At 71.4% G+C, this 25141-nt stretch carries 25 protein-coding genes and 1 riboswitch; of the genes, 18 read left to right on the top strand and 7 right to left on the bottom strand.

Features of this window, described 5'->3' with window-relative positions; translation table 11 throughout:
- Nucleotides 1–5: 5 nt before the first annotated feature.
- Complete coding sequence (locus IE331_RS05930) at nt 6–443, bottom strand: SRPBCC family protein (protein WP_192141377.1); 438 nt, start codon at nt 441–443, stop codon at nt 6–8.
- An 81-nt stretch (nt 444–524) separates the two neighbouring features.
- Here IE331_RS05930 and IE331_RS05925 point away from each other — a divergent pair, with 81 nt between their 5' ends.
- The 10 genes from IE331_RS05925 to IE331_RS05880 all read left to right on the top strand — a co-directional run bounded on the left by IE331_RS05925 (nt 525) and on the right by IE331_RS05880 (nt 11624).
- Nucleotides 525–2315: an AMP-dependent synthetase/ligase gene (locus IE331_RS05925; RefSeq protein WP_192141375.1), complete on the top strand. Its 1791-nt coding sequence runs from the start codon at nt 525–527 to the stop codon at nt 2313–2315.
- Between the two features lie 200 nt (nt 2316–2515).
- Nucleotides 2516–3253: a Flp pilus assembly protein CpaB gene (cpaB, locus tag IE331_RS05920; RefSeq protein WP_192141373.1), complete on the top strand. Its 738-nt coding sequence runs from the start codon at nt 2516–2518 to the stop codon at nt 3251–3253.
- Nucleotides 3254–3259: 6 nt separating this feature from the next.
- Entirely contained in the window at nt 3260–4453 is a 1194-nt protein-coding gene (locus tag IE331_RS05915; protein WP_192141371.1) for an AAA family ATPase, read from the top strand.
- 6 nt (nt 4454–4459) lie between these two features.
- Complete coding sequence (locus IE331_RS05910; protein ID WP_192141369.1) at nt 4460–5920, top strand: CpaF family protein; 1461 nt, start codon at nt 4460–4462, stop codon at nt 5918–5920.
- Nucleotides 5920–7845, top strand: a complete 1926-nt coding sequence (locus IE331_RS05905) for a type II secretion system F family protein (protein ID WP_192141367.1) — start codon at nt 5920–5922, stop codon at nt 7843–7845. The genes IE331_RS05910 and IE331_RS05905 overlap by 1 nt, the downstream gene beginning before the upstream one ends.
- 1 nt (nt 7846) lies before the next feature.
- Complete coding sequence (locus IE331_RS05900; RefSeq protein ID WP_192141358.1) at nt 7847–8770, top strand: type II secretion system F family protein; 924 nt, start codon at nt 7847–7849, stop codon at nt 8768–8770.
- A 10-nt stretch (nt 8771–8780) separates the two neighbouring features.
- Nucleotides 8781–10352, top strand: coding sequence for a sensor histidine kinase (locus IE331_RS16930; protein ID WP_192141356.1), 1572 nt, complete (start codon nt 8781–8783; stop codon nt 10350–10352).
- Nucleotides 10349–11008: a response regulator transcription factor gene (locus IE331_RS05890; protein WP_192141354.1), complete on the top strand. Its 660-nt coding sequence runs from the start codon at nt 10349–10351 to the stop codon at nt 11006–11008. Before IE331_RS16930 ends, IE331_RS05890 begins: the two co-directional genes overlap by 4 nt.
- 185 nt (nt 11009–11193) lie before the next feature.
- Nucleotides 11194–11382 carry a Flp family type IVb pilin gene (locus IE331_RS05885; protein WP_192141353.1) on the top strand — a complete coding sequence of 63 codons (189 nt, stop codon included), beginning with the start codon at nt 11194–11196 and terminating at the stop codon, nt 11380–11382.
- A gap of 80 nt (nt 11383–11462) precedes the next feature.
- Nucleotides 11463–11624 (top strand): Flp family type IVb pilin, encoded by a 162-nt coding sequence (locus tag IE331_RS05880; RefSeq protein ID WP_201931163.1) that lies wholly within the window; start codon nt 11463–11465, stop codon nt 11622–11624.
- On the opposite strand, the gene IE331_RS05875 is transcribed toward IE331_RS05880, so the two are convergent.
- From IE331_RS05875 to IE331_RS16925, 3 genes are all read right to left on the bottom strand, one after another.
- Nucleotides 11611–12870 (bottom strand): M48 family metalloprotease, encoded by a 1260-nt coding sequence (locus tag IE331_RS05875; protein WP_192141348.1) that lies wholly within the window; start codon nt 12868–12870, stop codon nt 11611–11613. The two genes, IE331_RS05880 and IE331_RS05875, sit on opposite strands and share 14 nt — an antisense overlap.
- Complete coding sequence (locus IE331_RS05870; protein WP_192141346.1) at nt 12867–14105, bottom strand: hypothetical protein; 1239 nt, start codon at nt 14103–14105, stop codon at nt 12867–12869. The genes IE331_RS05875 and IE331_RS05870 overlap by 4 nt, the downstream gene beginning before the upstream one ends.
- An 83-nt stretch (nt 14106–14188) precedes the next feature.
- On the bottom strand, nt 14189–15181 hold the full coding sequence (locus tag IE331_RS16925) for a C40 family peptidase (protein ID WP_192141344.1): 993 nt from the start codon (nt 15179–15181) through the stop codon (nt 14189–14191).
- 12 nt (nt 15182–15193) lie between these two features.
- Nucleotides 15194–15359, bottom strand: a riboswitch (cyclic di-AMP (ydaO/yuaA leader).
- A gap of 421 nt (nt 15360–15780) precedes the next feature.
- Between IE331_RS16925 and IE331_RS05860 the strand changes: the two genes are divergently transcribed.
- The 5 genes from IE331_RS05860 to IE331_RS05840 all read left to right on the top strand — a co-directional run bounded on the left by IE331_RS05860 (nt 15781) and on the right by IE331_RS05840 (nt 19983).
- Nucleotides 15781–16122 (top strand): hypothetical protein, encoded by a 342-nt coding sequence (locus IE331_RS05860; RefSeq protein ID WP_192141342.1) that lies wholly within the window; start codon nt 15781–15783, stop codon nt 16120–16122.
- A complete protein-coding gene (locus IE331_RS05855) occupies nt 16110–17015 on the top strand; it encodes an HTTM domain-containing protein (RefSeq protein ID WP_192141340.1) in 906 nt (301 codons plus the stop codon). Before IE331_RS05860 ends, IE331_RS05855 begins: the two co-directional genes overlap by 13 nt.
- 209 nt (nt 17016–17224) lie before the next feature.
- Nucleotides 17225–19006: a DEDD exonuclease domain-containing protein gene (locus IE331_RS05850; RefSeq protein ID WP_192141338.1), complete on the top strand. Its 1782-nt coding sequence runs from the start codon at nt 17225–17227 to the stop codon at nt 19004–19006.
- Nucleotides 19007–19016: 10 nt separating this feature from the next.
- The gene (locus IE331_RS05845) at nt 19017–19295 is read left to right on the top strand and encodes an Lrp/AsnC family transcriptional regulator (protein WP_192141336.1); all 279 of its coding nucleotides are present in this window, start codon (nt 19017–19019) and stop codon (nt 19293–19295) included.
- 82 nt (nt 19296–19377) lie between these two features.
- Nucleotides 19378–19983: a hypothetical protein gene (locus IE331_RS05840; RefSeq protein WP_192141334.1), complete on the top strand. Its 606-nt coding sequence runs from the start codon at nt 19378–19380 to the stop codon at nt 19981–19983.
- A gap of 13 nt (nt 19984–19996) precedes the next feature.
- Here IE331_RS05840 and trpD read toward each other — a convergent pair whose 3' ends face one another.
- Genes trpD through IE331_RS05825 form a run of 3 tightly spaced genes read right to left on the bottom strand, consistent with a single transcriptional unit; the run spans nt 19997 to nt 22428 of the window.
- Nucleotides 19997–21028 carry an anthranilate phosphoribosyltransferase gene (gene trpD, locus IE331_RS05835; protein WP_192141332.1) on the bottom strand — a complete coding sequence of 344 codons (1032 nt, stop codon included), beginning with the start codon at nt 21026–21028 and terminating at the stop codon, nt 19997–19999.
- Between the two features lie 17 nt (nt 21029–21045).
- On the bottom strand, nt 21046–21453 hold the full coding sequence (locus IE331_RS05830) for an Rv3143 family two-component system response regulator (RefSeq protein ID WP_192141330.1): 408 nt from the start codon (nt 21451–21453) through the stop codon (nt 21046–21048).
- Nucleotides 21454–21513: 60 nt separating this feature from the next.
- Nucleotides 21514–22428 (bottom strand): cytochrome c oxidase assembly protein, encoded by a 915-nt coding sequence (locus IE331_RS05825; protein ID WP_201931161.1) that lies wholly within the window; start codon nt 22426–22428, stop codon nt 21514–21516.
- A gap of 67 nt (nt 22429–22495) precedes the next feature.
- Here IE331_RS05825 and ctaE point away from each other — a divergent pair, with 67 nt between their 5' ends.
- The 3 genes from ctaE to qcrA are packed head-to-tail and all read left to right on the top strand — an operon-like array spanning nt 22496 to nt 25141.
- Nucleotides 22496–23143 carry an aa3-type cytochrome oxidase subunit III gene (gene ctaE, locus IE331_RS05820; RefSeq protein WP_192141328.1) on the top strand — a complete coding sequence of 216 codons (648 nt, stop codon included), beginning with the start codon at nt 22496–22498 and terminating at the stop codon, nt 23141–23143.
- A 25-nt stretch (nt 23144–23168) separates the two neighbouring features.
- Nucleotides 23169–24053, top strand: a complete 885-nt coding sequence (gene qcrC, locus IE331_RS05815; protein ID WP_404821734.1) for a cytochrome bc1 complex diheme cytochrome c subunit — start codon at nt 23169–23171, stop codon at nt 24051–24053.
- Nucleotides 24050–25141, top strand: a complete 1092-nt coding sequence (gene qcrA, locus IE331_RS05810) for a cytochrome bc1 complex Rieske iron-sulfur subunit (RefSeq protein ID WP_201931159.1) — start codon at nt 24050–24052, stop codon at nt 25139–25141. Before qcrC ends, qcrA begins: the two co-directional genes overlap by 4 nt.

Raw genomic sequence — 25141 nt, 5'->3', positions numbered from 1 at the left:
GAGGCCTAGAGGGACTCGACGCGCTTCTTCAGGCCCTTCAGCGCGGTGTCGATCAGGATCTTCTCGCCCTTGCGCTTGAGCATGCCGATGAGCGGGATCGAGACGTCCAGCACCAGCTGGTAGGTCACCTCGGTCGAGCCGTCGCCGAGGTCACGCAGCAGGTAGGCGCCGTCGAGCGCGCGCAGCATCTTCCCCTCGACCAGGGTCCAGGTGACCGCGCGGTCGTCGTCCCAGGTGTAGGCCAGCGTGTACTGGTCCTTGATCGGCGAGACGTCGAGCTCGAAGTAGACCTCCCGGGCCCGGCCGTCCGGGAAGGTGCTGCGCACCTCCGCGGTCTGCACGCCCTTCGCCCAGGCCGGGTACGACCCGAAGTCGGCGATCACGGTCATGACCGCGCTCGGAGGCGCGTCGATGACGATGGAGGAGGTGGTCTGATCGGCCATGGTGCAGCGAGCGTACCGGATACCGAGACCGGGTTCCGGGCCGGTAACCTGCGACCGGACACCCAGAGGAGGAGGCCGAGGTTGCGTGAGTTCTCGACGCCGTTGACGGTGGACGTCCCGGTCACCGGCAACCTCACGGACGACGTCGTCGCCAACGCCCGCGACCACGGCGACGACGTGGTCCTCAGCCGGAAGCAGGACGGCGAGTGGGTGGACGTGACCGCCGCCGAGTTCCGCGACGACGTCGCGGCGGTGGCCAAGGGCCTCGTGGCCGCGGGCGTCGAGGCCGGCGACCGGGTCGCCCTCATCTCCCGGACCCGCTACGAGTGGACGCTGTTCGACTACGCGATCTGGTTCGCCGGAGCCGTGACGGTGCCGGTCTACGAGACCTCCTCCGCCGAGCAGGTGGGCTGGATCCTCGGGGACTCCGGGGCCCGGGCGGTGCTGGCCGAGACCACCGAGCACTTCGGCCGGGTCGCCTCGATGCGCAGCGACCTCCCGGAGCTCAACCACGTCTGGACGATCGAGGACAACGCCGTCGACGTGCTGCGCAGACTCGGCTCCGACGTCAGCGACGCCGAGCTCGAGAAGCGGCGTACGGCGGCCACACCGCTCGACCTGGCCACCCTGATCTACACCTCCGGCACCACCGGGCGCCCCAAGGGCTGCATGCTCACGCACGGCAACTTCATGTTCGAGCTCGGCGTGGCGATCGCCGAGCTCGACGAGCTGTTCGAGGCTGGGGGCCGCTCCACCCTGCTGTTCCTGCCGCTGGCCCACGTCTTCGCCCGGATCATCCAGGTGGGGTGCATCAAGGCCCGCGTGCGGATGGGGCACTCCAGCGACATCAAGAACCTGGTCGCCGACCTGGGCGACTTCCAGCCGACGTTCATCCTCGCCGTGCCCCGGGTCTTCGAGAAGGTGTTCAACACCGCCTCGCAGCGGGCCGTCGCGGACGGCAAGGGGGCGGTCTTCACCCGGGCCGCGGAGGCCGCGATCGCGTGGAGTCGCGCCCGGGACGGCGGGAGGGTGCCGATCCGCCTGCGCGCCCAGCACGCGGTCTTCGACCGGTTGGTCTACGCCCGGCTGCGCACCACGCTCGGCGGCCGGTGCGCGTACGCCGTCTCCGGCGGGGCCCCGCTCGGCGAGCGGCTCGGCCACTTCTACCGCGGGATCGGGCTCACCGTCCTCGAGGGGTACGGCCTGACCGAGACCACCGCCGCGGTCACCGTGAACCTGCCGGACGCGCACAAGGTGGGCACGGTCGGCCGCCCGCTCGCGGGCTCGGCCGTGCGGATCGCCGACGACGGCGAGCTCCTCCTGAGCGGCGGCCAGGTCTTCGCCGGCTACTGGAACGACGAGGCCGCCACCCGGGAGGTCCTCGAACGGGACGGCTGGCTGCACACCGGGGACGTCGGCGAGCTCGACGACGAGGGCTTCGTCCGGATCACCGGACGCAAGAAGGAGATCCTGGTGACCGCCGGCGGCAAGAACGTCGCCCCCGCGGTGCTCGAGGACCGGCTCCGGTCGCACGCGCTGGTCAGCCAGTGCATGGTCGTCGGGGACGGACAGCCCTTCATCGCCGCGCTGGTCACCCTCGACCCGGAGTCGCTCCCCCACTGGGCCGCGGAGCGCGGCAAGTCGACCCGACTCTCCGAGCTGGTGGACGACCCGGACCTGCGAGCCGAGATCGAGGCGGCCGTCGAGGACGCGAACAAGGCGGTGTCCAAGGCCGAGTCCATCCGCAAGTTCGTGATCCTGCCCGGCGACTGGACCGAGGAGGGCGGCCAGCTCACGCCGAGCCTGAAGCTCAAGCGCGCCGTCGTCCAGCGCGAGTTCCGCGACGAGATCGAGTCGCTCTACACCCGCTGACCTGCGGCGGCGGGGGCACCGGTCGGCCGCTCCGGATGACTACTCACTGGGGCCCGGTCTAGTCCATCTGAGTCATATGGTTCGACTTTGAACCGAGCGGCCAGACCTGCGTGACATCTTGTGTTTCGGAAATCGCCCTGTGCGTCGGGATGGGTGGGGAAGCTCCGTATCCCGCTCCGCAGCCCCTGGAAGTTGGAGTCATGGACCGTCGAAAGATCCTGCTCGTGGTCGCGGCCTTGATCGCCGCGCTCGGCACGATGTTGGTATTCCTCTACGTGCAAGGCGCGGACACCCGCGCCAAGGAGAACGTGGCCTCGGTGGAGGTCCTCAAGGCCGTGCAGCCGATCCAGCTCGGCGAGGCGTTCGACGACGCCGCAGCGGCCGGCAAGTTCCAGCTGGAGGAGGTGCCCAAGGACCAGAAGCTCGACGGCGCCCAGACCAACCTCTCCGCCCTGAGCGGTCAGGTCGCCACCACCCAGATCCTGCCGAACGAGCAGATCGTGGCGGACCGCTGGGCCGGCTCGGCCGACCCGGTCTCCGGGGTGCTGGCGATCCCGGACGGCCTGATGGCGGTGTCGGTGAACCTGACCGACCCGGCCCGGGTCGCCGGATTCGTCAACCCGGGCTCGGAGGTCTCGATCCTGCTGTCGGCGTCGAACCCGGCCACCCAGACGGGGTACGCCCGGACGCTGCTGCAGCGCGTGTTCGTGCTGGGCGTCGGGCAGACCTCCACGATCACCTCCACCAAGGTCACCGAGGAGGGCGAGGAGACCACCGAGCAGCTGCCGGCCACCCTCATGACCCTCGCCGTGGACCAGGAGCAGGCCGAGCGGATCGCCTACGCCGCCAACAACGGCGAGCTCTCGTTCGGCCTTCTCACCGAGAAGTCCAAGGTCGACAAGACCCCGGGCATCACCTTCGCCAACCTCTTCAAGTGAGGCGTCATGCCAGTCATCGTTGACAAGGACCCGACCGTCGTCGAGTCGCTGATGGCCGTGCTGCCCCCGGGCACGCACGGGGTCGAGGGGACGGACGCCCTGCAGGCGTGGATGACCCACCGCGACAACGAGTTCGCCGTGGTGATCGGCCCCAACCTCGACCTCGACGAGGCGCTGGCGGTCAGCGAGTCCATGCGGTTCACCCGCCCGTCGACGAGCGTCGTGCTGGTGCGCGACGAGATGGACACCACCCTCCTCCACCGGGCGATGCAGTCCGGCTGCCGGGACGTGGTGCTCAGCACCGACATCGACTCGGTCGTGACCGCGGTGGACCGGGCCGGGCAGCTCTGGGCGGCCCTGCACGGCGACACCGCGGGCACCGCCCAGGGTCACGTCATCACGGTGTTCTCACCCAAGGGTGGCGTCGGCAAGACCACCACCGCGGTCAACCTGGCGCTCGCCCTGGCCGACGGCGGGTCCCGCAAGGTCTGCCTGATCGACCTCGACCTCGCCTTCGGCGACGTCGCCATCACGATGCAGCTCTTCCCCAGCCACACCATCGAGGAGGCGATCGGCGGCGAGGACGCGATCGACTTCCCGATGGTCGAGTCGCTGCTGACCCGGCACGAGCAGTCGCTGATGGTCCTGGCCGCCCCCAGCCTCCCCGACGCCCGGGACCGGGTGTCGGCGACGCTGGTGGCCCGCATGATGCGCACCCTCAAGCAGGAGTTCGACTACGTGGTGGTCGACACCTGCCCCAGCTTCGACGAGCAGACCCTGCAGGCGCTCGACGAGACCGACGAGTGCGTGATCGTGGCGACCCTCGACGTGCCGACCCTGAAGAACGTCAAGGTGGCGCTGGAGACCCTCGACCTGCTCAACCTCGCCCCCGACAACCGGCACCTGGTGCTGAACCGGGCCGACGACGCGGTCGGGCTGCACGTCGACAAGGTGTCGCAGATCCTCGGGATGCCGATCACCACGGCGATCCCCTCCTCGCTCGACATCGCCGCCTCCACCAACGCGGGCAAGCCGATCGTGGTGAGCAACGCCGGGCACCCGGCCAGCGCCGCCTTCCGCGAGCTCGCGGCGCGGCTGGCCGACCAGCTCGGCGACGAGCACCCGGGGGTGGCCGACGCGGCTCCCGCGACATCGTCCGACGGCGACCGCAAGTCCCGCCGGCTCCGGAAGAAGAGGTGACGTGCGATGAGCACGCTAGGTGATCGACTCCGTCGCGCGCAGCCCGTCGCCGAGGGGCTGGACGGCCAGGCCGCCGACGACGCGCCGTCCGTGGCCACGGAGGAGCGACCCACGCTCGGCAAGCGAGCCGCGGACGTCGCGGTCGACGAGGCGCCCTCGGCTGCGAAGCGCCTGTCGATGGGCGCGGGTCAGAAGGACCGGCTCGAGGACCTGAAGGCCAGTGTCCACCAGGAGCTGCTCAAGCAGCTCGGCCCCCAGCTCTACGACGCCAACATGGACCAGGAGGACCTCTCCGGCCGGGTCCGGCAGGTGCTCAAGGACGTGCTCGGCTCCCAGGAGAAGCCGCTCAGCAGCGGCGACCGGACCCAGGTCACGCTCGAGATCACCGACGACATCCTCGGCTACGGTCCCATCGAGCCCTTCCTGCGGGACCCCGACGTCACCGAGATCATGGTCAACGGACCGGACAGCATCTTCCTCGAGAAGGGCGGGAAGCTGACCGCGGTGCCCGTCAGGTTCACCGACGAGGCGCACCTGCGGCGGACGATCGACAAGATCGTCTCCCGCATCGGTCGGCGCGTCGACGAGTCCAGCCCCATGGTGGACGCGCGCCTCCCCGACGGGTCCCGTGTCAACGGGGTCATCCCGCCGCTGGCGCTGGACGGCTCCATCCTCACCATCCGCAAGTTCTCCGCCGACCCGCTCACGGCCAAGGACCTGATCAGGTTCGGCTCGCTCTCGGAGCGCACCGCCGACTTCCTCGACGCGTGCGTGCGCGGCCGGCTGAACATCGTGGTCTCCGGATCCACCGGCGCCGGCAAGACGACGACCCTGAACGTGCTGTCGTCCTTCATCCCCTCCGACGAGCGGATCGTCACGATCGAGGACGCCGCCGAGATCCAGCTGCACCAGGACCACGTCGTACGCCTGGAGTCGCGGCCGGCGAACATCGAGGGCAAGGGCGCGATCGACATCCGCGACCTGGTGAAGAACAGCCTGCGCATGCGGCCGGACCGGATCATCGTCGGTGAGGTCCGCGACGCCTCCGCGCTCGACATGCTCCAGGCCATGAACACCGGCCACGACGGCTCCATCTGCACGGTCCACTCGAACGGTCCCCGAGACACCCTCTCGCGCATCGAGACCATGGTGCTCATGGCGGGCATGGACCTGCCGATGCGCGCGATCCGCGAGCAGGTCGCCAGCGCGGTGGACCTGATCGTGCACCAGGCCCGGTTCAAGGACGGCTCCCGGCACATCACCCACGTGACCGAGGTCGAGCGGATGGAAGGTGACGTGATCACCCTCCAGGACGTCTTCGTCTACGACCACTCCGCCGGCTTCGACGCGAACGGGCGGGCCCGGGGCGGACTGATCTCGACCGGCCTGCGACCGAAGTTCCTCGAGAAGATGGCGCACGCCAACGTGACCGTGGACCCGATGCTGTTCGCCATGGACGGCCGCTGATGCTCAGGGCACCTCGGGCCCTGCTGGCCCTCGGACTCGCCGCCGCCGTGGTCTCTGTCGGCGGCGCGGCCCAGGCCGCGGACGAGCTGAGCATCGACTACGTCGAGCCCTCCGACGGCGGCGTGCAGATCCTGGTCTCCGTCCCGCCCGACGCCGAGGTCGACCCGGACGCGATGACGGTCACGATCGCCGGCAAGCAGGTCGAGGCCTCGGGCGAGCTCGCCGCCGAGAGTGACGAGGTGGTGCGACGCACCACCATCCTCGCGATGGACACGAGCAACAGCATGGTCAAGCAGGGACGCTTCGCCGCAGCGAAGGCGGCCGCGAACGCGTTCCTCGACACGGCCCCCGACGACGTGTACGTCGGCATCGTCACCTTCGACTCCGACGTCGAGACCGTCTTCGAGCCCGCCCTGGACCGCGCGGCCGCGAGCGAAGTGGTGGCCGGGCTGGAGCTGGCGCGGGCGACCCGGCTCAACGACGGGGTCCTGCAGGCCGTCGAGGCCGCGGGAGACGAGGGCCAGCGCACCATCCTGCTGCTCTCGGACGGCAAGGACACCAGCAAGACGCCGGCCGAGGACGTCATCGACACGATCACCGAGGCCGAGATCCAGGTCAACGTCGTCGGCCTCGACCAGCCGCTCGACGACCTGGCACCCCTGAAGGCGATGTCCGACGTCGGCGGCGGATCGGTGATCTCCGCCAACGCCGGGGGCCTGGCCCGGGTCTTCGCCGACGAGGCCGACTCGCTGGCCCGCCAGGTGCTGGTGACCGCGTCCCTTCCCGCCGGGCTCACCGACGCCGAGACGACCGTGCAGGTCACGGCGCCGACCGAGAGCGGAACGCTGAGCGGCACGACGTACACCATCGTCCAGGAGGCCACCGCCGGCATCGACCTGCGCACTCTGGACCCCGGCAGCGACGGCGGGCTCCTCATCCCCAAGGAGGCGATGTACGGCGGGCTCGCCGCGATGGGCATGGGCATGCTCCTGCTGTTCTCCGGGGTCGTCTCCGTTGCCGGCCCGAAGCGCCCGGCGACGGTCGAGGACCGGATCGCGGCCTACGCGGCAGGATCGGGTGGCGGCTCCGGGCAGCACGCGGGGAACCCCGCCGAGTCCGCGGCGGCCTTCACCCAGGTCAAGGACGCGGCCGCCACGATGCTCAAGCGCAACCGTGGACTCGAGTCGCGGATCGAGAACCGGCTCGAGGCGTCGGGAAGTGCCCTCAGGCCCTCCGAGTGGCTGCTCGCCCACGGAGGCATCACGATGCTGGCGGGGCTCGTCGGGATGCTGCTCGGCGGCGGGCAGATCTTCCTGGTCGTCGTGTTCCTGGTCGTCGGCGCGGTGCTGCCCTGGGTCTTCCTGGGCTTCAAGCGGAAGCGTCGGCTGAAGGCCTTCAACGCCGGTCTCGCCGACACCCTGCAGCTCATGTCCGGCAGCCTCTCCGCGGGCATGTCCATGGCACAGTCGATCGACACGGTCGTCCGGGAGGGCAGCGAGCCCATCGCCGGCGAGTTCAAGCGCGTCCTGATCGAGACCCGTCTCGGGGTGACGCTCGAGGACGCACTGGCGGGCGTGGCCCAGAGGCTGGAGAGCAAGGACTTCGCCTGGGTGGTCATGGCGATCCGCATCCAGCGCGAGGTCGGAGGAAACCTGGCCGAGCTGCTGACGATCGTCGCGGGCACCCTCAGGGAGCGCGACTACCTGCGCAGGCAGATCCAGACCCTGGCGGCGGAGGGCAAGCTGTCGGGATACATCCTCGGCGCACTCCCCCCGGGGATGCTCGTCTACCTCGTGGCGGTCCGTCGCGAGTACGTGTCGCCGATGTTCACCGAGACCCTCGGGTGGGCCATGCTCGGCGGCGCCGCGGCCCTGCTCGGCCTGGGGGCGTTCATGATCAGCCGCATCGTGAAGATGGACGTGTGACATGACCATGACCTTGTTGCTGGGCATCATGCTGATCTTCGGCGCGCTCTTCCTGGTGTTCGCGGCGCTCGCGGCGTTCAGCCCGGAGAGCCGTGGGGTCTCGCGCTCCATCGAGGTGCTGGAGGCGATGACCAGCGCCCCCGAGGAGATGACCAAGGAGCTCGACCCACCGTTCAGTGAGCGCGTGCTCGCTCCTCTCGCCCTGCGCTTCCAGAGCATCGGTCGTCGGATCACGGGCGCCGACCAGGCCGAGCGGATCCGGCAGAGGCTCGACCGCGCGGGGAACCCGGCGGGATGGACCGTCGACCGGGTCGCCTCCACCAAGGTGCTCGGCCTCGTGGCCGGCTTCGGCCTGTCGACGCTGGTCGCCATCGGCGGGGACCTCTCACTCCCGGTCCGGATCCTGATCGTGGTCCTCGGCACCGCAGTGGGGTTCCAGGCCCCCAACATCTACCTCTACAACGTCGCCAGCAAGCGCAACGCGCTCATGCTGAAGGAGCTGGCCGACGCCCTGGACCTGTTGACCATCTCCGTCGAGGCGGGTCTCGGGTTCGACGCCGCCGTGCAGCAGGTCGCCCGGAACACCGAGGGTCCGCTGTCCATGGAGTTCGGGCGGGTCCTGCAGGAGATGCAGATCGGACGCGGCCGGGCCGACGCCCTTCGCGGGCTCGGCCAGCGGACGACCCTCGGAGACGTCAAGTCCTTCGTCGGGGCCATGGTCCAGGCCGACTCGTTCGGCATCCCGATCGGCCAGGTGCTGCGGGTGCAGTCCCAGGAGATCCGGATGAAGCGCCGGCAGCGGGCCGAGGAGAAGGCCGGCCAGATCCCCGTCAAGATCATGGTGCCGGTGATCCTGTTCATCCTCCCCTGCCTGCTGCTCGTGGTGATGGGCCCGGCCGTCATCAGCGTGACCCAGAACTTCTGACGTGCTCCCCGTGGACGATCGGACCCGGCTCGCGTCGCTCTCCGCCGGCGCCCGGGTCTTCGCCCTGGTGGCGCTGGCCGCGCCGATCGCCGTCATCGGCGACGACCGGGCGATCCTCAACGCGATCCTGATCTCGGCCGGCTGGATGCTGGCCACGTTCACCGACGGCCTGCGTGGCGTCCCGGCGATCCCCGCCCTGTCCGTCGAGGCCGGCCTGGTCACCGCCCTGGCGGCCCTCAGCCTGGCCGAGTCGACCGTGCTCCTGCCGGCCCTGGTCGTCCCGGCGTTCATCGGCGGCCTGCTCAAGGGCCACCGTGGCATCGCCGCCGTGCTCGCCACCGAGGTGGGGGTCCTCGGCATGGCCCTGAGCACCGGTCGTCTGGAGCTGACGGCGGCGATCGTGGGTGCCTCGCTGACCTGGCTCATGGTCGGCCTCGGCTTCGGCGTCGTCGGCTCGTTCGTGGCGCGGACCACCTCGGCAGCCACCACGACTTCCTACCGGGACGCCCGTGAGCTGATCACCCAGCTGCTGAAGCTCTCCGGTCAGCTCACGGAGGGCCTCGACCCGGTCAGCATCAGTGACAACATCCTCACGCTGGTCCGCGCCGACGTCCCGCTGGTGGGGTCGGTGGTGTACGCCGTGAACGGGAGTGCGTTCGTGCCGCTCCTGGAGGGTGAGCCGGACGCGACCCAGAGGGACCACCACGAGACGCTGTGCCGGATGGTGCTGGTCTCGGGGCGGCCGGCGAAGGCGCAGCGTGAGCTGGGGATCCCCCTGCGGACCGATGCCGGCCTGGTCGGCGTCGTGGTGGGGACGCTGGCGCCGTGGTCCAACGAGCGGTCCGGCTCGCTCGAGGGCGACCTGCTCGCGCTCACCGAACGGCTCGCGCCCGCGGCATTGCAGCTGGACACCGCCATGCTCTTCCGTGAGGTGCGCGACGAGGCCACGGCCGAGGAGCGGCAGCGCCTGGCGCGGGAGATGCACGACGGGGTGGCACAGGACCTGGCCTCGCTCGGCTACCTGATCGACGACCTGGCCGTCGGCTCGGCCGACCACCAGGCCGACCAGGTCGCGGAGCTGCGCCGGGAGCTGAGCAACGTGGTCTCGGAGTTCCGCGAGTCGGTCTTCGGCCTCCGCAGCGAGTCACGTGACTCGCGGTCGCTGGGCGCGCGAATCGAGGCGCTCGCCGACCACCTCGGACGCCGCAGCGGCGTCCAGGTCACCGTGGACCTCGACGAGTGCTCCGGCCGGCTCCGTCCGGCGGTTGAGGCCGAGGTGCTGCGGATCGCCCAGGAGGGGATCAACAACGCGATCAAGCACGCCCGCACCGCCCGCATCGACGTGTCGTGCCGGGTCCGGACCCCGGGCGCGGAGCTCGTCGTCCGGGACTTCGGCCGCGGGTTGCAGCGGGGCCGCGACGACTCGCACGGCGTCCGCATCATGCGCGAGCGGGCCCGCCGCATCGGTGCGGAGCTGGAGCTGCACAACGCCGTGCAGGGCCCCGGCACGGTCCTCCGACTGACCCTGGATCCGACCACCCGCCTGCAGACGAGCGCGACCGAGAGGACTGGTCAAGCATGACCACGGACACCGAGACCCCCACCACGCGCGTCGTCCTGGTGGACGACCACGAGCTGATCAGGCACGGGCTCGCCCGGGCCTTCGAGCGCGACCCGAACATGCAGATCGTGGGCCAGGCGGCCAACGTCGTCCAGGCGCTCGCCCTCTTCGAGCAGCTCCGCCCGGACGTCCTGGTCACCGACCTGCAGCTGCCCGACGGCACCGGCTTCGACATCATCCGCTCGATCCGGCAGGACAGCGACGAGGTGGGGCTGGTCATGCTGACGATGCACTCCGGCGACGACCAGATCTTCGCCGCGATGGAGGCCGGGGCCTCGGCCTTCGTCGGCAAGGACGCCCCCTCCTCCGAGGTGGTGAGCGCCGCCCGGCACGCCAGGGTGTCGCCGAAGACGTTCCTGTGCGCCGGGCTGGCGGGCGCCATGATGCGCCGGGCCAGCGACGACCGGCCGAGGCTCTCCGAGCGTGAGCAGGAGGTGCTCGACCTCCTCGCCGACGGGCTCGGGACCGCCGCGATCGCCGGCAGGCTCTACATGAGCGAGTCGACCGCCAAGACGCACATCGCCCGCATCTACCAGAAGCTCGGCGCCACCAACCGGGCGCAGGCACTGGTGACCTCGATGCGCATCGGCCTGCTGTCCTCGGTCCAGCCACGCTGAAGGACTAGTCCCACCCCAGCAATGACACTGCGGGACTAGTCAGGACTGACTACCACACTGCGGCCGATTGCCTGATGTTCGCCGGCGGCGATCCGCGACAGCATTGCCATTGTCCGAATCACTCCCCTGGTGATTCGGGGGGAAACCGAAACATCATTCGTGACATCACTTCAGAGGAGAAAACAATGCTCGAGTTCGTCAAGATCATGCTGGCCGGCAAGACCAAGTCCGAGAACGGCGCCACCGCCGTCGAGTACGGCCTGCTCGTGGCCCTGATCGCCGCGGTGATCATCCTCGTGGTGGGCTTCCTCGGCCAGGACGTCCTGGGCGGCTTCAACACCGTCGAGGACAACATCAACGGCGACCAGGCCTGATCCAGGCAGCCAACACGCTGTGGCCGCGGACCGCTCGGTCCGCGGCCACAGCGCCGTCAAAGAGGATGATGGTGGGGAGCATGCAGGAGTCCGAGAAGCTTCGTGATGAGCGAGGAGCGTCGGCCGTCGAGTACGGCCTCATGATCGCCGCCATCGCCGCCGTGGTCATCGTCGTCGTGGGATTCCTCGGGCAGGACGTCGTCGACCTGTTCGCCCGCGCGTGCTGGGTCAGCGTCTGCTGATCCGCCGCGCCAGCGCCACCCGCTCCACGGCGGTCGGGTGGCTGCCGAACCACAGCTGCGACCACGCCGGTGGCGTCGGGTCGCACAGGGAGCGCCGGCACAACGCCCGCTGCAGCTCCACGAAGGCCGCCGCGTCGCCCGTGGCCGTCAGCGCCGCCACGTCCGCCCGGGCCTCGATCTGACGGCTGATCGTGCTCTGCACCGGGCTCGAGGCGACGCCGCCGACCGCCGCCAGCGCCAGGACCAGCGCCACCACCCTCGGGTCCGAGGCTCCGCGGACCCCGGCCCGGCGGCGTACTCGCGCGCTGCCCAGCACCAGCGCCAGCAGGCCGACCCCGGCCACCGAGCCGGCGGCACCCAGGAGGGTGCCGGTCACCACGTCGTCGTACGACGCGTGCGCCAGCTCGTGCGCCACCACGGACACGATCTGGTCGTCGGGCTGGGACTCGAGCAGGGTGTCGTAGACGACCACCCGCCGGGTGGAGCCGAAGCCGGAGACGTAGGCGTTGAGGGTCGTCGTGCGCCGGGACGCGTCGGCGACCAGCACGTCGTCGACGACGACCTCCTCAGCCTCGGCGACGCCCAGGATCTGCTCGCGCAGGGGGCCGTCCTCGAGCGGCGTGAAGTCGTTGAAGAGCGGCTCCACGAGGACCGGGTAGACGAAGGACCCGACGACCACGAGGCCGGCCGCGAGGGCACCGGCCACGGCCGGCCACCAGGTGCGCCAACGACGCGCGCAGCCGACCAGCACCAGCAGGGCGATCGAGGTCACCACGATGCCGAGCCCGACCCCCTTGGCCACGTCGACCAGCCACGCCCCCGTGGACTGGGTGCTCAGCCCGGCACCCACCCGGTGCCGGTGGTTCAGCAGCCCCAGCGGCAGCGTGGCGAGCCGGCCGAGGAGTAGCACCCCGGCGACCAGGCCCACCACGGTGAGCGGCCAGGGCAGCCGGAGCCGGCCGAGCAGTCGGGTGCCCAGGGACGTGAAGCCCAGGAGGGCGGAGACCGCCAGTGACACCGCGAGCGACGACCAGCCCAGGAGCCGGGCGGTGCGCACGAACTCCTCGGCGCGGGCGAGCTCGCCGGCGGTGAGCACGTCGGTGTCGGCGACCGGGGGTGGTCGTCCGCCGGGCACCGGCTGCCACGGGACCAGCAGGACCGCGAGCGCGACGAAGGCCGCGCCACCGAGCAGGACCATCGCCCAGGCCACGCGGCGACCGCCCACGCCGGCCGCCGGACCCCTCATGCGACCTGCCCCCGGGCGATCCCGATCAGCTCACGCCGCCAGCGTCGGGTCAGCTCCGCCTCGTCGAGTCCGGCCACCTCGCGCAGGAGCCGGTCCACGTCGTCGCCGCGGGCGGCTCGTCGGTTGATCTCCACCAGGGCCTGCTCCCCGGCCGCCTCGGCGAGCACCCGGCAGGCCAGCCAGGCCGCCTCGTAGGCGGCCCCGAGGTGGGTGGTCCGGGTGTCGAACTCGTCCTTGCCGGGCAGCGCCTCGGGAGCCCCCTCGTCCCGGACCTGCGCGGCCACCTGGCCCGCGGTCACCGACAGGGGAAGGTCCACGTCGCGCAGCGCGACGTAGTCGGCGAACCCCTCCAACAGCCAGAGCGGGGTGCGCGCCGTGGCCGCGCCGGAGGCCACGTGGGCCGCCTCGTGGCTCATGACCACCTGGGCGCCCTGCTCGCGCAGGTTTCCGAGGACCTCGGGGTTCACGAACACGTGCACGGGTGCACCAGGATCCACCGAGCCGTCGACGGTGGCGGTGACGGCCGCGATGCTGGCGTACTCCCCCGGCTCCACGTCGAGGGCGGCATCGAGCGCCTCGGCGGTCCGCGGCACCTCGACGACCAGGGTCTCCTGCCAGCCCGGGAGCACCCTGCGCACGGTCCGGACCGCGCGTCGCGCGTACCGGTCGTAGTCGTCCACCCGACCGGGGCCCTCGGCGACCAGCACCAGCGTGCCGGGCGAGCGCCGGACGACGACCGGCTCCGCGAGCCAGAGCGGGGTGCGCCGATCGCCGCCGCCCACGGCCACCAGCCCGGCCTCCTCGCTCTCGCCGTCGTCGTCGCCGCTGAAGGTGACCGTGACCTCGGCACGCGCCGGCTCGGGATCGGCTCCCGCGAAGCGCCAGGTGGCCTCCACGGCCGCGGCCCACTGGCCCTGCGGGAGGCCGGCCCCGGCACCGGGGTCGTCGTCCACGTAGCGCAGGGTGAAGTCGTCGACCCGCAGCCGCCGGCCGTTCTCCGCGATCGCGCGGGCCCGATCCACCGCGTCGGCGTCGTCGGGGTCGGCCAGTGCGGCGGCGGCCTCGCCGTCCCCGTCCGCGACCGCCGTCTCGAGGTCGGCCAGCAGCCGGGTCGCGAGGTCGGGCCGCGGCTGGGTCACCTGCGGCTCGCCGGTCGGGCCTGCCTGGTCGGCCGGGCGGTCCGGCTCCCCGTCCCGCACCAGGACGAGGGTCAGCACGACCGCCAGCACCGCCACCAGGGCGAGCGAAAGGCCGGCCGCCCACCGAGGTGGACGACCGGCCGCGCCTGCCTCGGCAGGCTGTTCGTTGCTCAGCGGGATCAGCCGGGTCGGACCGCGCCCGAGTAGGGCATCGAGAAGACGCCGGTCACCTGGACACCGGTGCTCGGGTTGGCGGCGTGCACGATCCGGCCGCCGCCGATGTAGATGCCCACGTGGCTGACCGGGCTGTAGTAGAACACCAGGTCGCCGGGCTGGAGGGCGTCCGAGGACACCCGGGCGCCGGAGCTCTGCTGCGCGCCGGAGGAGTGCGGCAGGCTGACCCCGGCCTGGGCCCAGGCCATCATCGTCAGGCCGGAGCAGTCGAAGGCGTTCGGGCCGGCTGCGCCGTACACGTAGGCGTCGCCGACCTGGGCGAGCGCGTAGTTGACGGCCGCAGCCGCACGGCCGGAGACCGGGACGTTCGCCGGCAGCCGGGGGGCGCTGCTGCGGCTGGCCGCGGCCATCTCGGCGCGCTCCTCGGCCTTCAGGTCACCCAGGAGCTCCTTGGCCTCGGCGAGGTTCTCCTCGACCACGGCCTTCTGCTCGGCGAGCGCCTGCTCGGTGGCCGCGAGCTCCTTGGCCCGGTCCCGGGCCGCCTCGCGGCGGATCTCGAGGGCGTCGGCCTCACGGCTGTAGTCGTCGACGACCTGCGCCTGGACGTCGTTGTACGCCGAGAGCGTGGTCAGCTCGGAGAGGAACTGGTCGGGGTCCTCGGAGAGCACCAGCTGGCCGGTGGCCGAGAGGCCCTCGCCCTCGTACTGGGCGGCGATCGCCTGGTCGACCGCGGACTGCATCCGGTCGACGCGCTCCTGCTGGGCAGCCTGGTCGGCCTCGAGGGCCCGCAGGTCGGCGCGCAGGTCGTCGAGCTGGAGCTTGGCGTCGTGGTAGCGCTCCTGGGCGACCTCCGCCTTGTGGTACAGCGTGTCGACCCGGGCCTGGACCTCGTCGACGTCGGGGTCCGCGTAGGTGGGGGTGGTGGGGACGAGGCTGACGCCGACGATGGCGGCGACGCCCGTGAGTGCGGCGATGAATCGCTTCCGGCCGTGGAGCACGAGCGGAGGTTCTCCCTCTTTGTTCGACGCCTACCGGGTGAGCTGACGGGTTCGGACACAAAGGAGCCCTACTCGCCCGGGCAGAGCCGGTCGGCCCGCTCGCGCGTGATTCACCCCAAGGAAGATTGGTTCCCCGGCTCCGTGCCACCCGACTCCCCTCAGCCGGCCGTACGGATTGAGCGCGGCACCCGAGCCGGTCCGGTCTGACCTGCTTGTGCGGGCACCAGCCCCAGAGACTAATCGCGCATCGTCGCAGCGGCAAACGAACGGCACCCGTGTTGACACGTGTTTTCGGACACTCCGGCCACGTCTGGTCACATCAATCCCATCCGTCACACCAGCACCAACCCCAGCCCGAGCCGGCCCTCACCCACCAGTCCCGCACTCTGGGGTCGCCCGCCCTTCCGGCCCGCCACCTCGGTCGCGGACACTCGTGGGGTGAACACCAGGAACGTCGAGCTGATGCTCAAGAGCCTGATCGTCGTGGCCGCCGTGCTCGTGCTCTACGCGGCCACACTGCGCATCCTCGGCTGACCGACGCCGGCGGCGGGAGCGCGCTTTCGCTGACAGATGCCCTCCGGACCGACCATGCTGGTCCCATGAGCGTCGAGACCCGCCTGGCATCCGCGCGACGCGTGCCCGCCTGGGTCCTGGTCGCGCTGGCCGTGCAGATCGCGGTGCCCCTGGCCGTCACGGTCGGAGATCCGATCCCGTCCCGGTTCGGCTTCCACATGTACACCGATCTGAACCCGGTCGAGTTCGACCTGTACGACGCCTCCGGGGCCGAGCTGGAGCCGGACCGGGTCGCCGTCGCGCGACTGCGCCCGGAGATCGACTGGACGGGCCCCCTGCCCGAGTACCTGTGCGATCGCTTCCCCGAGGCGGCCGAGGTCCGCGTCCGCGACGGTGAGGGCGAGCGGAGCCTGACATGCCGGCCCTGACGGGTGACCTGGCGCGCCCGCTGGCCCTCGCGCGGATCGGGCTCGGCGTCGGCACCGTCCTGTTCGCGCTCGAGATGGCGGTCGTCCTCTCCCGGATCGCGCACGGCGCGGTCCGGCTCCCGGTGCTGCCCGGCGTCCCCGACCCGACGATCCCGACCGTCCTCGCGGTCACCGGTCTCATGGTCCTGGCCGGGATCTGTCTTGCGGTCGGCCTGTTCGCGCGTCCCGCGGCCTGGGCGGCGACCCTGCTCAACGTCGCCCTGCTCCTCTGGGACCAGCAGGCCTACAGCCACCATGCGTGGCTGCTCACCAGCCTGCTCCCGTGGTTGGCGCTGTCCGCCCCCGACCGTGCCCTGGCGGTACGCCGGGTCCGCCACTGCGGCCCGGCAGCGGCCTGGGCGCCGATGCTGCTGATGACCCAGCTCTCCCTCTGCTACCTGTTCGCCGGGGCGAGCAAGTTGAACGAGGGGTTCCTCAGCGGCGAGCCGTTCGCCCAGTGGCTGCGGCTCGACCTGCCCATCGAGCTCCACCAGGGACTCGCCGTGGGTGCCGTGGGCACGGAGCTGTTCCTGGCGTTCGCGCTGTGGTTCCGACGGACCCGACGGCTGGGCGTGGCGGCCGGCGTGGGCCTGCACCTGTCCATCCTGGTCCTGATGCCGGACGGGACCCTCCCGTTCGCTGCCTTCGCCGTCATCTGCCTCTCGCTCTACCCGCTCTTCGGCAGGCTGGCCGAGGGTCAGGCCGACTCGATGTCCGGGCCGGAGACCGGGGTGACCATCCGCAGCGGGGGCACCATGCCGGAGTCCGCCAGCACGTCCAGCGCGCGACACTCGTCGTCGTCGAACGCCAGCTCGGGTGGCGGTCCGAGCAGCACCGTCACCACGCAGTCGTGACAGGCCAGGCCGCGCACCACGCAGGTGTCACAGTCGATTCGCACGCTCATCCGCACGTTCCTCTCGTCGGGCCGGAGTGGATCCCTCGGCGCTGAGCACCCTCGCACCCGGCACCGACACCGCACCGACACCGGCGTTCCGTCGGGCCCCACGTGCCGTGCCGCGCGGCGTCCCAGGATGTGTCAGTGGTCCGCTCTAGCGTCGATCACATGAACGACCCCGCCCCTGCTGCGCCCTCCCGGTGGGAGGCACAGCGCAGCTTCGACGAGCTCGGCCGTCCCCTGCGCGACCTGACGTTCTGCGTCGTCGACCTCGAGACCACCGGCGGCTCGGCCAGGGCGGGCTCGATGATCACCGAGATCGGCGCGGTCAAGGTCCGGGGCGGCGAGGTCCTGGGCGAGTTCCAGACGCTGGTCAACCCGCACACCCGGATCCCGGCGTTCATCGCCGTCCTGACCGGGATCACCAACTCGATGGTGGCCGACGCCCCGCCCATCGAGTCGGCGCTGCCTGCCTTCCTCGAGTTCGCTCAGGGCACCGTGCTGGTCGCCCACAACGCCCCCTTCGACGTCGGCTTCCTGCAGCACTTCGCGGCCGAGCAGGCTCGTCCGTGGCCGCGGTTCGAGGTCGTGGACACCGCCCGGCTGGCCCGCCGGGTGATCACCCGCGACGACGCGCCCAACTGCAAGCTGTCCTCGCTGGCCGTGCTCTTCGGAGCCACCACCACCCCCAACCACCGGGCTCTGTCCGACGCCCGCGCGACCGTCGACGTGCTGCACGGCCTGCTGGGGCGACTGGGCGGCCTCGGGGTGCACACGCTCGAGGAGCTGCAGACCTTCTCTGCCAAGGTCAGCGCCGCCCAGCGTCGCAAGCGACACCTGGCCGAGCCGCTCCCCCACGCCCCGGGCGTCTACCTGTTCCGCGACGAGCGGTCACGGGTCCTCTACGTGGGCACCTCACGCGACCTGCGCACCCGGGTCCGCACCTACTTCACCGCCTCCGAGACCCGCTCCCGCATGGGCGAGATGGTGCGCCTGGCCGAGACCGTCACCGGCCTCGAGTGCGCCACCCCGCTGGAGGCCCAGGTCCGCGAGCTGCGGCTGATCGCCGAGCACAAGCCGAAGTACAACCGGCGCTCCCGCTTCCCCGAGAAGGTGCACTTCCTCAAGCTCACCCGGGAGCCGTGGCCGCGACTCTCCCTGGTCCGCCGGGTGCTCGACGACGACGCCGACTACCTCGGCCCGTTCTCGTCCCGGAAGGCCGCCGAGCGCTGCCTGGCCGCCCTGCACGACACCTTCCCGGTGCGTCAGTGCTCGGACCGGCTCGCCCGCGAGCCATCGCGCTCGCCGTGCGTGCTCGCCGAGATGGGGCGCTGCCTGTCCCCCTGCGACGGCAGCACCGACGCCGCGACGTACGCCGCCGTGGTCGCCCGGCTGCGCGACAGCCTGCTGCGTCGTCCGGACGAGGTGGTCGAGACGATCAACCTCCGGATGGCCGGCCTGGCCGCCGACGAGCGCTTCGAGGAGGCCGGTGTGCACCGGGACCGGCTGGCCGCGTTCATCCGCGCCGCGGCCCGGACCCAGCGGCTCTCGGCGCTGACCCGGTGCCCCGAGGTGGTGGCGGCGCGGCGCGAGGACGACGGCCGCTGGGCGGTCCACGTCGTGCGGCACGGCCGGCTCGCCGCGGCGGGCGTCATCCCGCCGGGTGCCGACGCGCACGAGTACGTCGCACAGCTGCGCGCCTCCGCCGAGACCGTGCTGCCGGCCCCGGGGCCGGTGCCGGCGGCCACGGCCGAGGAGACCGAGAAGGTGCTGCGGTGGCTGGAGTCCGAGGGCGTGCGGCTGGTGGACGTGACCGGCGAGTGGACCTGCCCGGTGGGCGGCGCCCGACGCCACCTCGCCCTGCACGACGCGGCCGCGGAGTCCCGCACCTCGCTCGTCCCCTTCGACGACCGGCGCAGCCTCGCCCCGGTGCACCAGCCGACCCGCTAGCGTGGTCCCCGTGATCACCGCCATCGTGTTCGTCAAGGCCGAGGTCGACCGGATCCCCGAGGTCGCCGAGTCGATCGCCGCGCTGGACGGGGTGAGCGAGGTGTACTCGGTCACCGGTCAGATCGACCTCGTGGCGATGATCCGGGTGCGCAGCCACGACGACGTCGCCGCCGTGGTCGCCGACCGGCTCAACAAGGTCGCCGGGGTCACCTCGACCGAGACCCACATCGCGTTCCGGGCCTACTCCAGCCACGACCTCGAGTCGGCGTTCTCGCTGGGCCTCGACTGACGCCGCGACTGGGCCTCGCCTGAGGCCTCGACGGGGGCCTCCGCGATTGGGGCGGCGGCGGCCCCCCTTGTAGCCTTCGCCGGTGACTTGGCTCGATCTCCTCGGCTGGGGCGGCAGCGCCCTGCTGATCTTCTCCCTCCTCCAGGCGCGGGTGCTGCGGCTCCGCGTGCTCAACAGCATCGCCAGCGTGCTGCTCACGATCTTCAACGCCGCCCTCGGCGTGTGGCCGATGGTGGCGATGAACCTGGCCCTGTTCGTCATCAACCTGTGGTTCATCGTCGCGCTCCTGCGGGACCGCCACGACGAGGCCGCGTTCGAGGTCCTGCAGGTGCGCCCCGAGGACATCTACCTCAGGTACGTCCTGCGCCAGCACGGCGCCGACATCCGCCGCTTCCAACCCGACTTCGGCGGCGCCGTCGCCGGCACCACGGCGTACCTGGTCCAGAAGGGCGACGAGACGGTCGGGGTGGTGGTCCTCGAGAGCGACGGCACGACTGGCCGCGTGCTCCTCGACTACGTGACCCCCCGCTTCCGGGACTTCTCCCCCGGCGAGTTCGTGTGGCGCAGGAGCGGACTGCTGCGCGAGCAGGGCCTGACCCGCGTGGAGACCTCCCCGCGAATGGTCGACGCCTACTACGACCGGCTCGGCTTCCACCGCGAGGGCGACCGGTACGTGCTCGACCTCTGAGGCACGGCGAGGCTCACGCGGAGGCGCAGGCCGCCACCCAGGTGACCAGCGAGTCCTTCGCCGCGCCGGAGTCGATCGCCTCCGTGGCCCGGGCGATGCCGTCCCCGATCGCCGAGCGCACGTCCGCGACGTCTCCGGCGTAGACCGCCAGCGCGGCGCCGGCGTTGAGCAGCACCGCGTCCCGCACCGGTCCGGTCTCGCCGAACAGCAGGCGGCGCACCACGTCCGCGTTGTGGGCGGTGTCGCCGCCGCGCAGGTCGTCGGCCGTGGCCAGCGGCAGGTCGTAGTCGCGAGGGTCCACCGTCACCGGCTCCACACCGCCGTCGTGCACGGTCCACACCGACGAGGTGGTGGTCGTGGTCAGCTCGTCGAGACCGTCGTCCCCGCGGAAGACCAGCGCGTCCACGCCGCGCCGGGCGAAGACCCCCGCGAGCACCTCGGCGGTCGCGGCGTCGGCACAGCCGATCGCCTGGGCGGCCGGCCGGGCCGGATTGGCGAGCGGACCGAGCAGGTTGAACGTGGTGGCGATCCCCAGCTCGCGACGCGGCACCGCCGCGTGTCGCAGCGCGGCATGGAAGGTCGGGGCGAAGGCGAAGGTGATCCCGGCCTCGCCCACGACCGCGGCGACCTGCGCCGGGGTCAGGTCGAGCCGCACGCCGAGCGCCTCGAGCACGTCCGCGGATCCGGACTTCGAGGACGCCGACCGGTTGCCGTGCTTGACCACCCGCGCACCGGCGCCGGCCGCGACGATCGCGGCCATCGTCGAGATGTTGACCGACATGGACCGGTCCCCACCGGTGCCGACCACGTCGAGCAGGCGACCGCGTACGTCGAGCGGCGCGGCCTGGGCGTACATCGCGTCGATCAGCCCGCTGACCTCCTCGACGGTCTCCCCCTTGGCCCGCAGCGCGACGGCGAAGCCGGCGATCTGGGCGGGGGTCGCCTCGCCGGCCAGGATCTCCCCCATCGCCCACGCGGTCGCCTCCGCGGTCAGGTCCCGGCGCGCGACCAGGCCGGTGAGCACGTCGGGCCAGGTGTGGGTCATGGGGCCAGCGTAGGCACTCAGGACGTCGCGGGGACGCGCGACCTGAGCAGCGAGACGACCGACTCGGCCAGGTGCAGCGGGTCGATCGGGTGCGGCACCGCGGCCTCGGCCCGCGACCAGGTGGCCAGCCACGCGTCCTGCGGGCGGCCGGTGAGGACGACGACCGGCGGGCACCGGAAGATCTCGTCCTTCAGCTGCTTGGCGATCCCCATGCCGCCGGCCGGGACGGCCTCACCGTCGAGGATCGCCAGGGCGATGCCCCCGGCGTCCATCTGCTGCAGCACGACCGGCTCGGTCGCCACCTCGACGTACTCGAGCTCCGGGAGATCCGGGTGCGGCCGCCGGCCGAGGGCCGAGATCACCTGCTGGCGGGTGTTGACGTCGTCGGAGTAGACGAGGACCTTGAGGCTGGTGGTGTCGCTCACAGCGAGATCGTATCGCGCCCCTCGGGTGGAGCCGCTCGCCGGCTGAGCGGGTCGAGAGCCTCACCCGGTGGACGATCTCCGCTCCATCAGGTCCAGCCGGCGGTCCTCCCGCTCGGCCTCCTTCATCGACGAGCGCACCCACTGCGTGAAGAGCACCGCGAAGAACACCAGCCCGATCAGGTCGCCGGAGGACCACAGGATCCCGCCGGCCAGCTCCTGGTCGGCCGCGGCGTCCGGCAGCCAGGAGCCCATCGGCCCCTCCCGCAGCGCCCGGTAGTGGTCGCCGCCGATGAGCGTGTCCTGGCTCATCACGGTGACCCCGAGGAACGCGTGGAACGGCAATGTCAGGAACACCAGCAGCAGTCGGAACGGGTAGCCCACGCGTCCGGGCACCGGGTCGATGCCCATCAGGGGCCAGAAGAAGAGCGTCCCGACCAGCACCAGGTGGACGTGCATCATCTCGTGCACGAACGGCGACGCCAGCGAGGCGTCGTACCAGCCGGAGTAGTAGAGCGCCCACGGCGAGACGACGTACAGGGCGAACGCGAGCGGCGGGAAGGCGACCACGGTCGCGACCCGGGAGTGCAGCACCGCCAGCAGCCACCGACGCGGCGCCGGCGGCAGGGTGCGCAGCGCCAGCGTCACCGGGGCGCCGAGGGCCAGGAACAGCGGGACCCACATCGACAGGATCATGTGCTGGACCATGTGCACGCTCAGCAGCGTGGTGTCGTAGGCCCCGATCCCCGACGAGGTGGCGAAGAAGAAGCCGCCCATGCCCGCGACGCAGAACGCCAGCGTCCGGCCGAGCGGCCATCGGTCCCCGCGCCGCCGCATGGCCAGCACCCCGACGACGTACAGGCCGGTCACCCAGACGGCGGCGACGAACAGGAACGGGTCCATCGTCCAGTCCGAGAAGACCCGGCCGAGGGTGAACTCGGGCAGGGTCTGGAGGGCGTTCAGGCGGGGGGCGAGCACGGTGTGAAGTTTATGACGTCGGCACTACCGGGGGTCGGGTCGCCCTCGGGGGGTGGGTGCGGACATAATGGCGCTCGTGGCGACTGCAACTGCGATTCCGGCGTCCCGTCTGCACGGGCATCACGACCGTCCCAGCATGGTCAGCGTGGGCACCATCATCTGGCTGGCCAGCGAGCTGATGTTCTTCGCGGCGCTGTTCGCCGCCTACTTCACGATCCGTGCGCAGAGCACGGAGCTGTGGGCGAGCGAGACCGGGCTGCTCAACATCCCGTTCGCGTCGGTCAACACCACGATCCTGGTCCTGTCCTCGGTGACCTGCCAGCTCGGCGTCTTCGCCGCGGAGCGCGGCCAGGTGAGCCGCAGCGGCTCGGTGCTGAAGATCAAGGGCTGGGGCCTGCGCGAGTGGTTCATCCTCACCTACGTCATGGGTGCGGTGTTCATCGGCGGACAGGCACTCGAGTACGCCGAGCTGATCGCCGAGGGCCTCACGATCCCCGCCAACGCCTACGGCACGGTCTTCTACCTGACCACCGGCTTCCACGGGATCCACGTGACCGGCGGCCTGATCGCGTTCCTGTTCGTCCTGGGACGCACCTATCTGGCCCGTCGCTTCACCCACGAGCAGGCGGTCAGTGCCATCGTCGTGTCGTACTACTGGCACTTCGTCGACGTGGTCTGGATCGGCCTCTTCGCGACCATCTACCTGATCAAGTGACCCCCGAGACCGAGGACTGAACACGTTGCGTCTCCTGAACCGCTCCGTCAACGGCCTGGCCGGCCGCATCTCCCGCCGTCGCCGGGGCCCGGTCGCCGGGTTGCTGGTGCTGCTGCTCGGCCTCGTGCTGACCGGCACCATGTACGCCGCCTTCTCGCCGGCCAACGCCAGCCGGACCACCGCGCAGGCCGACGAGCAGCTGATCCAGGAGGGCCGCGAGCTCTTCCTCGTCGGGTGCTCCTTCTGCCACGGCCAGAACGGTGAGGGCGTCCGCTCCGACAACGGCCAGCTCGGCCCCTCGCTGGTCGGCGTGGGCGCCGCCTCGGTCGACTTCCAGGTCGGCACCGGCCGGATGCCGATGCAGCAGCCCGGCCAGCAGGCCGCGGTCAAGAAGAAGGCCTACACCGACGAGGAGACCGAGGCCCTGGCGGCGTACGTCGCCTCCCTGGGCCCCGGGCCGGCGATCCCGGAGGAGTCCGAGTACACCCTCGACGGGCTGTCCGAGGACGAGCGCCGCGAGGCGGTCGTCAACGGCGGCCAGCTGTTCCTGACCAACTGCTCGGCCTGCCACAACTTCGAGGGCTCCGGCGGCGCCATGCCGCAGGGCAAGGTGGCCCTGCCGCTGCGCGACAGCACCGAGAAGCACATCTACGAGGCCATGATCACCGGGCCCCAGCAGATGCCGGTCTTCGCCGACTCGGTCCTCGGGCCCGAGGACAAGGCCTCGATCATCGCGTTCCTGGAGTCCACCAAGGAGAACCCCGACTACGGCGGCTTCGAGATGGGCGGGCTCGGCCCGGTCAGCGAGGGCATGTTCGCTTGGCTGGTCGGCATAGGCTCACTCGTGGGCTTCGCCTACTGGATCGCCGCCCACAGCGCCCGTTCGAAGAGGCAGGAGACCTCGGCGTGAGTGACCACCAGGACAACCTCCCGGCCACCGGCCACACCGACGGGGCGCACCCGGGCGGGCACGCCCCCGCCCGGGTCGAGGAGCCCATCGCGAACCCGGGCATGGAGCGGCACCTCCCCCGGCCGACCGACGTGGACGAGGCAGCCGCCAAGCGGGCCGAGCGTCAGGTCGCCACGTTCTTCGTGATCTCGATGATCTCCGCGGTGCTGTTTTGCGTCGCCTACTTCAGCTTCGAGGTCGGCGAGTCGCCCGACACCTTCGGCCGGATCGGCGCGTCCAACCTGACCCTCGGCCTGTCGCTGGGCCTGGCCCTGCTGTGCATCGGCATCGGCGTCATCCAGTGGGCCCGCAAGCTCATGGCCGACGTCGAGCTCTCCGAGCCGCGGCACCCGGTCGCCTCCTCCCCCGAGGACCGCTCCGAGACCCTCGCCGCGCTGTCGCAGGGCCTCGAGGAGTCCGGGCTGGCCCGGCGGCCGCTGATCCGCAACACGCTGCTCGGCTCGCTGGCGATGCTCGGGCTGCCGGCCATCGTCGCGCTGCGCGACCTCGGTCCGCTGCCCGACATCAAGAACACGCTCGAGAAGACCTTCTGGACGCCCGGCGCCCGGATCGTCAACGACGTCACCGGCCGTCCGCTGCGCCCCTCGGACCTGGAGATCGGCGGGCTCGTGAACGCCGAGCCCGAGGGCCTGGTCGAGCCGTACGACGGCGAGCGCGAGGGCATCGAGTACCTCGAGGGCGTCGAGTTGCTGGCGGAGAAGGGCAAGGCCGCCGTGATCGTCGTCCGCATGGAGCCGGAGGACGTGACCGAGGAGACCTCCAACTGGGGCGTCGAGGGCATCGTCTGCTACTCCAAGATCTGCACGCACGTGGGCTGCCCGATCTCCCTCTGGGAGCAGCAGACCCACCACCTGCTCTGCCCGTGCCACCAGTCGACGTTCGACCTGGCCGACAAGGGCCGCGTGGTGTTCGGGCCGGCCGCCCGGGCGCTGCCCCAGCTGCCGATCGAGGTGGGCCCGGACGGCTACCTGGTCGCCGTCAGCGACTTCCGTGAACCCGTGGGCCCGAGCTACTGGGAGCGTGGCTGA

Source organism: Nocardioides donggukensis, assembly GCF_014842875.1.
Taxonomy (GTDB): Bacteria; Actinomycetota; Actinomycetes; order Propionibacteriales; family Nocardioidaceae; genus Nocardioides; species Nocardioides donggukensis.
Note: the sequence above shows the minus strand (reverse complement) of the source record. Positions and strands in the feature narration are given on the sequence as shown.